The sequence below is a fragment of the Micromonospora sp. CPCC 205739 genome, assembly GCF_036906795.1.
Lineage (GTDB): Bacteria > Actinomycetota > Actinomycetes > Mycobacteriales > Micromonosporaceae > Micromonospora.
On record NZ_JBAKHS010000003.1, the window covers coordinates 329,062 to 342,157 of the forward strand.

Here is a 13,096-nt window from a genome sequence, read left to right on the forward strand (position 1 = left end):
CTACCTCCCGGCCGGCACGGGCCGCCGCTCGACCGGTGCCGCGTCGAGCAGGGTGACGAGGTGTTCGGTGGCCGTCCGCCAGGACCGGCCGCCGTCGCCGATGGGCGGCCGGGGCGACGTCACGGCCGTCCGCACGGCGCTCGCCAACGCCTGCGGCGTCCACGAGGTCATCCGCACCCCGCGCCCATCGGTCGCCTCGTGCAGCGCGGGATCGGGTGAGACGACGGTCGGGGTGCCCAGCCGCAGGGCCTCCGCCGCCGGCAGGCCGTACCCCTCGAAGTGGCTGGGCATGAGGAAGGCGGCGGCGTCGGCCAGCGCGGCGGCGTACCCGGCGTCGGTGAGCCGGTCCAGGAAGAGCACCCGGTCGGCCGCGACGGAGCGGGCCGCGGCCTGCGTGAACAGGTCGACCCGCTGGCCGCCGGTGAGCACCGCCAGCGTGTGACCGGGCAGCTCCGGCAGGGCGTCCACCGCGAGTTCGACGCCCTTGTGGGCGGCGTGCCCGGCGACGAGGAGGTACCCGCCGCCCCGCTCGCGGACTCGGGCCAGCGGCTCGGGCAGCTGCCCTGGGACGACGGCCAGGTCGCTGCCGGGATGCCAGACCTCCGTCCGGTCGTCGGCGACCCCGTAGAGGCCGAGCAGGTCGTGCCGGGTACGAGCGCTGACGCAGAGCAGCCGCTGGGACCGGCGGACGGCGGTGGCGTAGCTGATGCGCCGGTACTGGCGTACGGCGGTGGAGAGCCCGTGCGGCCACAGCCGGAACGCCAGGTCGTGCAGGACCGTGGTGACCGGCAGGCGGCTGCCCACGATCGCGGCGGACGGGCTCAGCGAGAGCACCTGGGTGCCGGGCGCGGCCCGGCCGGTGGCCTTGCGCAGCGTGGCGGTGGCCGAGGTGATGGTGCGGGCCCGGTCGCCGGTCTGTCGGCTGAGGACCTCGGCCTCCGTGGCCCCGGTGGGCGTCTCCCAGGTCGCCGGCGCCGCGACGATCCGCAGGGGCCGCCCGGCCGGCCAGTGCCGGACCAGTTCGGTCAGCACCCGGGTGATTCCGCCGGGACCGACTCCACTGCAGTCGGCGACGGTCGCCGGGCCGCGGTCAGCCGGACTCATGGGCGATCCACTCGGACATCCGGTCGCTGAACCGCTGGGGGGAGAAGTCGGCGGCCTTGCGCCGCATCCGGTGGGCGTCGAGGTGCCCGACCATCCGGACGGCGTCGGCGTACGCCCGGGCATCGGTCGAGTGGACCAGGGCGCCGGTCTCGCCGTCGACGACGGTCTCCAGGAGACCGCCGCTGCGCAGGCCGACCACGGGTGTCCCGCAGGCCTGGGCCTCCACCGGGACGATGCCGAAGTCCTCGTGCGCGGGGAACAGCAGCGCGTAGGCGCCCCAGTAGAGCTCCCGCAGCCGTTCCCGTGTCGGGCGGTCCTCGAAGGTGACCGGCGTGGTGACCCGGGCGGCCAGCCGGCGCAGCCGGGGCTCCTCGGGCCCTGCCCCGGCGATCACCAGCGGCATCCCCGCCGCCTCGGCGATCTCGATCATCAGGTCGAAGTTCTTGTACGGCACCCACCGCCCGGCACCCAGCAGGTAGTCCCGAGGCTGGTCGCGCTGCCCGGCCGGGGCCGAGGCGAAGAACTCCACGTCGACCGGCGGATGGATGACGACGGCGTCCCGCTTCCAGTACCGGCGGATCCGCTCCCGCACCTCCCACGAGTTCGCCGCGTACGCGTGGACGTGCCGGCTCAGCCGTACGTCCACCGCTTGGAGCGTCCGCCGGGGAACGGCGAGCAGGGGGCTGCCGCCGCGCGCGTCGAGGCCGGGGCTCCACACGTACCGGGCGGGCGAGTGGACGTAACTGAGGTGGCGGGTCTGCTCGGGCGGCCCGAACTTGGCGGTGTGGGCGAAGGCGTGGCTGGAGGAGACCACCACGTCGAACCGGGGGCCGTTCCAGGCCCGCCAGGCCAGTGGCATCAGCGGCAGGGCGAGCGCCTTGCTCCGGCGCAGGGGCGTCCTCCCCAGCCACGACTCGCGCAGCATCAGTTCCTCGGCGGGGACGTCCTGGTCCGCCCAGAGCACGAACCGTTGCGCGCCCGGGAGGAGGTCCGCCATCGCGAGGAAGACGCTCTCGGCGCCACCTGCGGCGGTGAACCACTCGTGCACCAGGGCGACCGAACGGTCAGCCAGTAGGGGTGGACGGGGGGCCCTGGCTACGACAGGGTCCAGCTTCTCCACCGATGTCATGATCCCCCGCGATCGATGCTCCGGAATGGATAGTGATGCGCGTTTATTAGTTCGTCCGGCCGCCGACGTTGTCAACGGACCGAACGGACCGGACCTTCAGCTGTGCCTGTGCCAGACATCACGCAGGGCGTCCCAGTTGCCGGCGACGCCCGCCTCGCAGAGGGTCTCGAAGTACACGGCGCCGACGCTGTCGTCGCGGTCCCACCAGATGCCGCACGTGGGGCGCCCGTCGCCGGCCTTGAAGGCGTACTCGACGTAGCTGCCCTCGACGCCGGTCACCCCGCCCTTGGTGCGCGTCGACTCGCGCAGTCCCGGGGCCAGGGCGCTGCCACTGATGGCGAGTTGCTGGCGGTACGCCCGCGCGGCGTCCTCCCGGGTGCCCGACTCGTAGAGGGCGAAGTGCACCGACAGCCCGCCGTAGCGGCAGAAGACGTGCTGCTTCTCGTCCTCCGGCAGCTTGGGTCCGCCGACCTCGGTGTCGGAGGCGCAGCCGCCCATCCGGGCCAGCCAGGGCTCGGCGAGCACCGCGAGGCTGCCGTCGAACTTGGCCTTGTTGACGGAGAACTGGCTGGCCTCATAGGGCGACAGCGAGGGGCTGGGAGCCGGCTTCGCCTCGCCGCCCGCGGTCGACCGGCCCCACCCGAAACCGATCCCGCCCCCGGCGACGAAGAGCACCACCGCGAGAAGGGCCCAGAGCCAGGTACGCCGCTTCGGCGGCGCCGGCACCGGAGCGATCCGCCGGCCCGTCTCCGAGAACGCGTCGTACGACGGGGCGGGATCGGCGGCGGGCGACATGGGCGCACCCGACATGGGCGCACCCGACATGGGCGTCCCCGAGGTGGGCGCGCCGGACATCGGCGCCCCGGAGACCGGTTGACCGGTGGTCATCGACCAGGGCTGTGGCGTCCAGGACGGCTGCGGCGCCCCGGACGAGGGCTGCGTGCCGCCGTCGGCGGACCCGACCGGCACCGACTGGTAGTCCATGCCGAGGGTCTGGAAGAGGCGGGTGGCCGCGTTCGCCTCCTCCACCGGGTACGAGACCCAGGGCTGGGCGGCGGTGAAGTCGGCGTCGACGTACCGGTGGCCACCGGCGGTCTGGTGCAACAGGTTGGCCGCGTTGGTGAACGCCTCCCGCCAGGCGGAGTCGTCGGCCGCCGGACCGTCGAGCACGACGACGGTCAGCGGCCGGTCCTGCGCGTCGAGCGCCGCCCAGGCCCTGCCGACCTGGCATTCACCCATCACCTCGGTGAACCTGTACGGCCCCTCCGGCTGCATCCGCCACCACCCCTCTGCTCGCCCGCCGAAGGGGATCGTACAGAGAGCGCGCCCGTCACCTCGTCCGTCGGTCGTCGGGTCCCGATGGATGACCGGACGGTGTGGACGGATCCACCGCACGGTTGCCTGTGAAAGTTTTTATGCATAGAGTCGCGGCATGAATGACGGAGCCGTCGCCGCACCGCCCGACCGGGTGCTCGACCTGTTCCACGGCGTCCGGCTCACGCCCACCCAGCGCCGCATCGCGCACTGCCTCGTGCAGCACGCCGCCGCCGCGTCGTACCTCTCCGCGGCCGAGGTGGCCGAGCTGGCCGGGGTGAGCCAGCCGTCGGTGACCCGGTTCGCCGTCGCGCTCGGCCACGACGGCTACCCGGCGCTGCGCCGCCGGCTGCGCGAGCTGACCGCCGGCGGGGCGGGCGACGACGCCGGAGACGGCAACGAGCTCCAGCGGGCGGTCCGCGCCGAGATGGCCAACCTGGACCGGCTCGCCGGTGAGCTCGCCGACCGGGACCGGATCGCCGCCGCCGGGCACCTGCTGGCGGCGAGCCGCCCGCTGCCGGTGCTCGGGCTGCGCGCGGCCGCGCCGCTGGCCGCGTACTTCGCCTACTTCGCCGCCAAGGTGCACCCGGACGTCCGGGTGCTCGACGACGGCGGCAGCCTGCTCACCGACCGCCTGGAGCAGGCGGCGGCGTCCGGGGCGAGCGCCCTGCTCGCCTTCGTCCTGCCCCGGTATCCCCGGGAGACCTTCGAGGCGCTGCGCGAGGCGCGCGACGCCGGCCTGACCGTGGTGGCGATCACCGACTCACCGGTGAGCCCCGCGACCGAGTACGCCGAGCTGGTGCTGCCCGCCGCGGTCGGCACCGACCTCGTGTTCGACCTGCACACCGCCCCGATGACCCTGGCCATGGTGGTCCTCCAGGCGATCTGCGACGCCTCCCCGGCGGACACGCAGGCCCGCCTGGAGGCGTTCGAGTCGTCCGCCGCCCGTCGCCAGTTGTTCCTCGGCTGAGAGGAGTTCGAGATGCACCAGCCCGTCCGCGCCGCTCGCGGCACCGCACGCACCGCCCAGGGGTGGCCGCAGGAGGCCGCCCTGCGGATGCTGATGAACAACCTGGACCCGGAGGTGGCCGAGCGCCCGGACGACCTGGTCGTCTACGGCGGCACCGGCAAGGCCGCCCGGGACTGGCCGTCGTACCACGCGCTGGTGCGCACGCTGACCGAGCTGCGCGACGACGAGACGATGCTGGTGCAGTCCGGCCGCCCGGTGGGGGTCATGCGCACCCACGAGTGGGCGCCCCGGGTGCTGCTGGCCAACTCGAACCTGGTCGGCGACTGGGCCACCTGGCCGGAGTTCCGCCGGCTGGAGCAGCTCGGCCTGACCATGTACGGGCAGATGACCGCCGGTTCGTGGATCTACATCGGCACCCAGGGCATCCTGCAGGGCACGTACGAGACGTTCGCGGCGGTGGCGGCGAAGCGCTTCGGCGGCACGCTGGCCGGGACGCTGACGCTGACCGCCGGCTGCGGCGGGATGGGCGGGGCGCAGCCCCTCGCGGTCACCATGAACGGCGGCGCCTGCTTGATCGTGGACGTGGACCGCACCCGGCTGGAGCGGCGGATGCACGACCGCTACCTCGACGAGGTCGCCGACTCCCTCGACGACGCGGTCGAGCGGGTGCTCGCCGCGAAGCGGGAGCGCCGGGCGCTGAGCGTCGGCGTGGTCGGCAACGCGGCGACCGTCTTCCCGGAGCTGCTGCGCCGGGGCGTCGCCATCGACATCGTGACCGACCAGACCAGCGCGCACGACCCGCTGTCGTACCTGCCGGTGGGGGTGGAGCTGGCCGACGCCCGGGACTACGCGGCGGCGAAGCCGGCCGAGTTCACCGATCGGGCCCGGGCGTCGATGGCGCAGCACGTCGAGGCGATGGTGGGCTTCCTCGACGCGGGCGCCGAGGTCTTCGACTACGGCAACTCCATCCGGGGCGAGGCCCAGCTCGCGGGCTACGAGCGGGCGTTCGACTTCCCCGGCTTCGTGCCGGCGTACATCCGGCCGCTGTTCTGCGAGGGCAAGGGCCCGTTCCGCTGGGCGGCGCTCTCCGGCGACCCGAAGGACATCGCCGCCACCGACCGGGCCATCCTGGAGCTGTTCCCGGAGAACGAGTCGCTGGCCCGGTGGATGCGGATGGCCGGCGAGCGGGTCGCCTTCCAGGGCCTGCCCGCGCGGATCTGCTGGCTCGGCTACGGCGAGCGGGACAAGGCCGGCGTGCGGTTCAACGAGATGGTCGCCTCCGGCGAGCTGTCCGCGCCGGTGGTCATCGGCCGGGACCACCTGGACTGCGGCAGCGTCGCCAGCCCGTACCGGGAGACCGAGGCGATGGCCGACGGCTCCGACGCGATCGCCGACTGGCCGCTGCTCAACGCGCTGGTCAACACCGCCAGCGGGGCGTCCTGGGTCTCCATCCACCACGGCGGCGGGGTGGGCATCGGGCGGTCGCTGCACGCCGGGCAGGTGTGCGTCGCCGACGGCACCGCGCTGGCCGGGCAGAAGATCGAGCGGGTGCTCACCAACGACCCGGCGATGGGCGTGATCCGGCACGTGGACGCCGGGTACGAGGCCGCCCGCGAGGTCGCGGAGCGCACCGGGGTGCGGGTGCCGATGGCCGAGGGACCGGCGTGACGGACCTCGCCGGCCGGTTCCGGAAGCTGTGGGACGAGATCGCGCCGGTGGGGCGGGACGCCGGCAGCGGCGGCTACCTGCGCTACGCCCTCACCGAGCCGGAGCTGCACCTGCGGGCCTGGTTCCGGGCGCAGGCCGACGAGCGCGGCATGCCGGTCACCGAGGACGGCAACGGCAACCTCTTCGCCTGGTGGGGTGACCCGGAGGCGGGTGGCGCGGTGCTGACCGGCAGCCACTTCGACTCGGTGCCGCACGGCGGGGCGTACGACGGGCCACTCGGCATCGTCAGCGCGTTCCTCGCCGTGGACGAGCTGCGCGCGGCGGGGGTCACCCCCGACCGGCCGATCGCGGTGGCGGCGTTCGTCGAGGAGGAGGGGGCCCGCTTCGGCGTACCGTGCCTGGGGTCGCGGCTGCTCACCGGCGAGATCGCGGTGGACCGCGCGGCCGGGCTGCGCGACGCGGCCGGGGTGAGCTTCGCCGAGGCGCTGGGCGACCGGCCGGCGGGCGCCGACCCGGCGCTGCTCGGCCGCTTCGCGGCCTTCGTGGAGCTGCACGTCGAGCAGGGCCGCGCGCTGGTCGAGCAGGACTCGCCGGTCGCGGTCGCCAGCGCCATCTGGCCGCACGGCCGCTGGCGCTTCGACTTCCACGGCGAGGGCAACCACGCGGGTACGACCCGGATGGCCGACCGCCGCGACCCGATGCTGACGTACGCGTTCACGGTGCTGGCGGCGAACAAGGAGGCCCGGCTGCGCGACGCGCACGCCACCGTGGGCCGGGTGTCGGTGGAGCCGAACGCCACCAACGCGATCCCGTCCCGGGTGACCGGCTGGCTGGACGCCCGGGCGGCCGAGCCGGAGACGCTGCGCGGGCTGGTCGGGGCGGTGCAGGCCAAGGCGGCCGAGCGGGCGAAGCGGGACGGCACGGAGCTGACCTGCACCGAGGAGTCGGCCACCCCGCTGGTCGCCTTCGACGGCGGGCTGGCCGACCGGCTGGCCGGGCTGCTCGACGCGCCGGTGCTGCCCACCGGGGCGGGGCACGACGCGGGGGTGCTGGCCGCGCACCTGCCCACCGCGATGCTCTTCGTCCGCAACCCGACCGGGGTGTCGCACTCCCCCGCCGAGTCGGCCGACGACGCCGACTGCGCGGCCGGGGTGACCGCCCTGGCCCGGGTGCTGGAGGAGCTGGCATGTCGCTGAGCCCGGCCCGGCCGGACGGGCCGACGACGGCGGGCCGGGGCCGGGCGGCACCGGCCCCGTCGGGGGCTGTCGAGCCGATGTCGCAGACGATTCGGCGCGGCCATGATCGGGTGATGTCGCAGACGATTCAGCTCCACAGGGAGTCGACACCATGACCGCCACCCGCTGGCTCGCCGAGTACGCCTGGCTGCCCGACCACGCCGAGCCCACCCCGGACGTGCTGATCGAGACGGCGGACGGGCGGATCACCGCCGTCACCCCGCTGACCGGCGGCCGGCCCACGGCCGGGGTCGAGGTGCTCGGTGACGCCGTCCGGCTGCCCGGGCTCACCCTGCCCGGCCTGGCCAACGCCCACTCGCACGCCTTCCACCGGGCGCTGCGCGGGCGCACCCACGCCGGACGGGGCGACTTCTGGACCTGGCGCGACGGGATGTACGCGGTCGCGCAGCGGCTCGACCCGGACTCGTACCTGGCCCTGGCCCGGGCCGCGTACGCGGAGATGGCGCTGGCCGGGATCACCTGCGTCGGGGAGTTCCACTACCTGCACCACGGCCCCGGCGGCACCCCGTACGACGACCCGAACGCGATGTCGGCGGCGCTGGTCGAGGCCGCCGCGCAGGCCGGCATCCGGATCACCCTGCTGGACACCTGCTACCTGACCGCCACCGTCGACGGCGCACCGCTGGCCGGGCCGCAGCGCCGCTTCGGCGACGGCGACGCGCTGCGCTGGGCGGACCGGGTGAGCGCGTTCACGCCCGGCGCCGGGCACGCCCGGGTCGGCGCGGCCATCCACTCGGTTCGCGCGGTGCCGGCGGAACAGCTCGCCACCGTGGCCGGCTGGGCCGACCGGCGCGGCGCACCGCTGCACGTGCACCTGTCGGAGCAGCCCGCCGAGAACGACGCCTGCCGGGCGGCGCACGGGCGTACCCCCACCCGGCTGCTCGCCGACCACGGGGTGCTCGGACCGGACGTCACCGCCGTGCACGCCACCCACCCGACCGGCGCGGACGTGGCGCTGCTCGGGGAGAGCCGCACCGGGGTCTGCCTCTGCCCGACCACCGAGCGGGACCTGGCGGACGGGATCGGCCCGGCCCGGCGGATGGCCGAGGCCGGCAGCCCGCTCAGCCTGGGCAGCGACAGCCACGCGGTGATCGACCTCTTCGAGGAGGCGCGCGCGGTCGAGCTGGACGAGCGGCTGCGCACCCGGCGGCGCGGGCACTTCACCGCCGCCGACCTCCTGGCCGCCGCGACCACCGGCGGGCACGCCGCGCTGGGCTGGGCCGACGCCGGCCGGCTCGCCGTCGGCGCCCGCGCCGACCTGGTCACGGTACGGCTCGACACCGCCCGCACGGCCGGGGTGCCGCCGGTGGGCGCGTTCTTCGCGGCGACCGCCGCGGACGTCGACGCGGTGGTAATCGACGGGCGGCAGGTGGTCCGCGACGGCGTACACCTGAGCGTGGACGTGCCGACGGCGCTGCGCGACGCGATCGCGGCGGTCTCCGATGGGTAGCCGCACGGGCCTGACGGCGCGGGTGGCCGGCGTACGCCGGAGCACCGGACCGGAGAACGGAGGGACGCCGTGAGCAGCCTGCTGGTCGACGACATCGGCGAACTGGTCACCAACGTCGCCGGCGCGGGCGAGGGCGGCCCGCTCGGCATCCGCCGCCGGGTGGCGCTGCTGGTCGAGGAGGGCCGGGTGGCCTGGATCGGCCCGTCCCGGGACGCCCCGGCCGCCGACCGGCGGATCGACGCCGGCGGTGCCGCGGTGCTGCCCGGCTTCGTGGACAGCCACGCCCACCTGGTCTTCGCCGGGGACCGGGCCGCCGAGTTCGCGGCCCGGATGGCCGGGCAGCCGTACACCGGCGGGGGCATCCGCACCACGGTCGGCGCGACCCGGGCCGCCTCCGACGACGAGCTGCGCGCCACGGTGCGCCGGCTGCGCGGCGAGGCCATGGCGCAGGGCACCACCACCATGGAGATCAAGAGCGGGTACGGCCTCACCGTCGCCGACGAGGCCCGCTCGCTGCGGATCGCCGCCGAGGTCAGCGCGGAGACGACCTTCCTCGGCGCGCACGTCGTCCCCGCCGAGTACGCCGACCGCCCCGACGACTACGTGGGGCTGGTCTGCGGGCCGATGCTCGCCGCCGCCGCCCCGTACGCGCGCTGGGTGGACGTCTTCTGCGAGCGGGGCGCCTTCGACGCCGACCACGCGCGGGCGATCCTCACCTGCGGCCAGGCGGCCGGGCTGGGCGTGCGGGTGCACGCCAACCAGCTCGGCCCCGGGCCGGGGGTGCGGCTCGGGGTGGAGCTGGGTGCGGCCAGCGTCGACCACTGCACCCACCTGACCGACGCCGACGTCGACGCGCTGGCCGGTTCGCCGACCGTCGCCACCCTGCTGCCGGGGGCGGAGTTCTCCACCCGCTCGCCGTACCCGGACGCCCGCCGGCTGCTCGACGCGGGCGTGACCGTCGCGCTCGCCACCGACTGCAACCCCGGCTCGTCGTACACCTCCTCGATGCCGTTCTGCGTCGCACTCGCCGTACGCGAGATGCGGATGACCCCGGCGGAGGCCGTCTGGGCCGCGACCGCCGGGGGCGCGCGGGCGCTGCGCCGCGACGACGTCGGGGTGCTGACCCCGGGCGCCCGGGCCGACCTCGTGGTCCTCGACGCCCCGTCCCACCTGCACCTGGCCTACCGGCCGGGTGTGCCACTGATCCGCCAGGTTCTGCACAACGGAGCGCCGCAATGACCGTGACCATCCTGCCCACCGGGATCACTCCCGCCGACGTGCTCGCCGTGGCCCGCGGCACCGCCAAGGTCGTCCTCGACCCCGCCACCGTGGACGCGATGACCGCCAGCCGGTCCATCGTGGACGGCATCGAGGCCGCCGGCCGACCCGTCTACGGCGTCTCCACCGGCTTCGGCGCGCTGGCGAACACCTTCGTCGCACCCGAGCGGCGGGCCGAGCTGCAGCACGCGCTGATCCGCTCGCACGCCGCCGGGGTCGGCGCGCCCATGCCCCGCGAGGTGGTCCGGGCGATGATGCTGCTGCGGGTCCGCTCGCTGGCGCTGGGCCACTCCGGGGTCCGCCCGCTGGTCGCCGAGGCCCTGGTGGACCTGCTCAACCACGAGATCACCCCGTGGGTGCCGGAGCACGGCTCGCTCGGCGCCTCCGGCGACCTGGCGCCGCTGGCGCACTGCGCGCTGGTGCTGCTCGGTGAGGGCTGGGTGCTGGGCCCGGCGGGCGAGCGGCTGGACGCCGCCGACGCGCTGCGCCGGGTCGGGCTGGCGCCGATCTCGCTGGCCGCCAAGGAGGGGCTGGCGCTGATCAACGGCACCGACGGCATGCTCGGCATGCTGCTGCTGGCGATCCACGACGCCCGCCACCTGTTCGCCATGGCGGACGTGACGGCCGCGCTGGCCATCGAGGCGATGCTCGGCTCGGAGCGGCCGTTCCTGCCCGAGCTGCACGCCATCCGGCCGCACCCCGGTCAGGCCGCGTCGGCGGCGAACATCCACCGGCTGCTCCAGAACTCCCGGGTGATGGACTCGCACCGCGACGACCTGGCGCACGCGGTGCAGGACGCGTACTCGATGCGCTGCGCACCGCAGGTGGCCGGTGCCGCGCGGGACACGCTGGACTTCGCCGCGACGGTGGCCGCGCGGGAACTGCTCTCGGTGGTGGACAACCCGGTGGTGCTGCCCGACGGGCGGGTCGAGTCGACCGGCAACTTCCACGGCGCTCCGCTCGGTTTCGCCGCCGACTACCTGGCCATCGCCGCCGCCGAGGTGGGCGCGATCGCCGAGCGCCGGGTCGACCGGCTGCTCGACGTGGCCCGCAACCGGGAGCTGCCGGCGTTCCTCTCCCCCGACGCCGGGGTCAACTCCGGCCTGATGATCGCCCAGTACACGGCCGCCGGGATCGTCGCGGAGAACCGCCGGCTGGCCGCCCCCGCCTCGGTGGACTCGCTGCCCACCAGCGGCATGCAGGAGGACCACGTCTCGATGGGCTGGGCGGCGGCCAAGAAGCTGCGCACCGTGCTGGACAACCTGACCAGCCTGCTCGCCGTGGAGCTGCTGGCGGCCGTCCGGGGGCTCCAGCTGCGCGCGCCGCTCGCCCCGTCCCCGGCCGGCCGGGCGGCCGTCGCGGCGCTGGGCCCGATCGTCGGCGAGCCCGGCCCGGACGTCTTCCTCGCCCCGGTCATGGAGGCCGCCCGCGCGGTCCTCGCCGGCCCCGACCTCCGCGCCGCCATCGAACGCGAGGTCGGCCCCCTCGCCTGACCCACACCGCAGTTTGACGGAAAGAGTGGCTGTCCCGGGTGGGACAGCCACTCTTTCGGCGAAAGTGCGCGCTCGGGGTGCGTCAGGGGGTGGGCGGGAGGACCTTGGCGGCGAGCTTGGCGAGTTCGCGCAGGGCCTTGCCGCGGTGGCTGATCGCGTCCTTCTCCTCCGGCGTCAGCTCGGCGTTGGTGCGGTCCTGGCCGTCGCCGAGGAAGATCGGGTCGTACCCGAAACCGCCGTCGCCGCGCGGGGCCCGCAGCAGGCGGCCGGCCTGACGGCCGTCCACCAGGTGCTCCTTGCCGCCGGGTAGCACCAGCGCGACGGTGCAGACGAACGAGGCGGCGCGGTGCTCGTCGGGCAGGTCGGCGATCTGGTCCAGCACCAGCTGGAGGTTGGCCCGGTCGTCGCCGTGCCGGCCGGCCCAGCGGGCGCTGAACACGCCCGGCATGCCGTTGAGGGCGTCGACCGCCAGCCCGGAGTCGTCGGCGATGGTGGGCAGGCCGGTGCGGCGGCAGCCCTCCCGGGCCTTGATCAGCGCGTTCTCGCCGAAGGTCAGGCCGGTCTCCGGCAGCTCGGGGTATTCCTCGACGTCGTCCAGCCCGATCAGGGCGATCCGGTGCGCGCCGAGCGCCCCGTCGAGGATCCGCTGGAGCTCGATCAGCTTCTTGCGGTTACGGGTGGCGAGCAGGACCTTGTTCATGCCAGTGCCTTCCGCTGTGCCTCGGCCAGTTCCACGCAGCCCAACAGTCCCAGGTCGAGCAGCGCGTCGAGCTGCGTCCGGGAGAAGATGCCGGCCTCGCCGGTCCCCTGCACCTCGACGAAGTCGCCCTCGCCGGTGCAGACCACGTTCATGTCGACCTCGGCGGCGACGTCCTCGGCGTAGTCGAGGTCGAGCCGGGGCTCGCCGGCGATGATGCCGACGCTGACCGCCGACACCGAGCGGTGCATCACCTTCTCCACCTTGCCGGCCAGCGCCTTGCGCCCGGCCAGCCAGGTCACCGCGTCGTGCAGCGCCACGTACGCGCCGGTGATCGCCGCCGTCCGGGTGCCGCCGTCGGCCTGGAGCACGTCGCAGTCGAGCACGATCGAGTTCTCGCCGAGCGCCTTGAGGTCGATCGCGGCGCGCAGGCTCCGGCCGATCAGCCGGGAGATCTCGTGGGTACGGCCGCCGACCCGCCCCTTGACGCTCTCCCGGTCCGAGCGGGTGTTGGTGGCCCGGGGCAGCATCGCGTACTCGGCGGTGACCCAGCCGAGCCCGGAGCCCTTGCGCCAGCGGGGCACCCCCTCGGTGACGCTGGCGGTGCAGAGCACCCGGGTGCCGCCGAACTCGACGAGCACGGAGCCCTCCGGATGGGTGCTCCAGCCTCGGGTCAGGGTCACCGGTCGGAGTTGGTCGGGCAGCCGCCCGTCAGGTCGCGCCATGCCTGCACCCTA

At 75.0% G+C, this 13,096-nt stretch carries 11 protein-coding genes; 6 read left to right on the forward strand and 5 right to left on the reverse strand.

What is annotated here, in order from left to right:
• The 3 genes from V6U88_RS07680 to V6U88_RS07690 form a co-directional block, all read right to left on the reverse strand.
• The gene (locus V6U88_RS07680) at positions 1-1,104 is read right to left on the reverse strand and encodes a glycosyltransferase (protein ID WP_334451108.1); all 1,104 of its coding nucleotides are present in this window, start codon (positions 1,102-1,104) and stop codon (positions 1-3) included.
• On the reverse strand, positions 1,091-2,152 hold the full coding sequence (locus tag V6U88_RS07685; protein ID WP_334451110.1) for a glycosyltransferase: 1,062 nt from the start codon (positions 2,150-2,152) through the stop codon (positions 1,091-1,093). The genes V6U88_RS07680 and V6U88_RS07685 overlap by 14 nt, the downstream gene beginning before the upstream one ends.
• Before the next feature lie 177 nt (positions 2,153-2,329).
• Positions 2,330-3,508 (reverse strand): hypothetical protein, encoded by a 1,179-nt coding sequence (locus V6U88_RS07690; protein ID WP_334451112.1) that lies wholly within the window; start codon positions 3,506-3,508, stop codon positions 2,330-2,332.
• A 157-nt stretch (positions 3,509-3,665) separates the two neighbouring features.
• Here V6U88_RS07690 and V6U88_RS07695 point away from each other — a divergent pair, with 157 nt between their 5' ends.
• From V6U88_RS07695 to hutH, 6 genes are all read left to right on the forward strand, one after another.
• Complete coding sequence (locus V6U88_RS07695; RefSeq protein WP_334451114.1) at positions 3,666-4,517, forward strand: MurR/RpiR family transcriptional regulator; 852 nt, start codon at positions 3,666-3,668, stop codon at positions 4,515-4,517.
• 12 nt (positions 4,518-4,529) lie between these two features.
• Positions 4,530-6,185: a urocanate hydratase gene (gene hutU, locus V6U88_RS07700; protein WP_334451115.1), complete on the forward strand. Its 1,656-nt coding sequence runs from the start codon at positions 4,530-4,532 to the stop codon at positions 6,183-6,185.
• A complete protein-coding gene (locus tag V6U88_RS07705) occupies positions 6,182-7,381 on the forward strand; it encodes an allantoate amidohydrolase (protein ID WP_334451116.1) in 1,200 nt (399 codons plus the stop codon). Before hutU ends, V6U88_RS07705 begins: the two co-directional genes overlap by 4 nt.
• Positions 7,382-7,532: 151 nt before the next feature.
• The gene (locus V6U88_RS07710; RefSeq protein ID WP_334451117.1) at positions 7,533-8,891 is read left to right on the forward strand and encodes a formimidoylglutamate deiminase; all 1,359 of its coding nucleotides are present in this window, start codon (positions 7,533-7,535) and stop codon (positions 8,889-8,891) included.
• Positions 8,892-8,960: 69 nt separating this feature from the next.
• Complete coding sequence (gene hutI, locus V6U88_RS07715) at positions 8,961-10,130, forward strand: imidazolonepropionase (protein WP_334451118.1); 1,170 nt, start codon at positions 8,961-8,963, stop codon at positions 10,128-10,130.
• Positions 10,127-11,662: a histidine ammonia-lyase gene (hutH, locus tag V6U88_RS07720; protein ID WP_334451120.1), complete on the forward strand. Its 1,536-nt coding sequence runs from the start codon at positions 10,127-10,129 to the stop codon at positions 11,660-11,662. The genes hutI and hutH overlap by 4 nt, the downstream gene beginning before the upstream one ends.
• Before the next feature lie 82 nt (positions 11,663-11,744).
• On the opposite strand, the gene rdgB is transcribed toward hutH, so the two are convergent.
• A complete protein-coding gene (gene rdgB / locus V6U88_RS07725) occupies positions 11,745-12,362 on the reverse strand; it encodes an RdgB/HAM1 family non-canonical purine NTP pyrophosphatase (protein WP_179803395.1) in 618 nt (205 codons plus the stop codon).
• On the reverse strand, positions 12,359-13,084 hold the full coding sequence (gene rph / locus V6U88_RS07730; protein ID WP_334451123.1) for a ribonuclease PH: 726 nt from the start codon (positions 13,082-13,084) through the stop codon (positions 12,359-12,361). The genes rdgB and rph overlap by 4 nt, the downstream gene beginning before the upstream one ends.
• Positions 13,085-13,096: the final 12 nt, after the last annotated feature.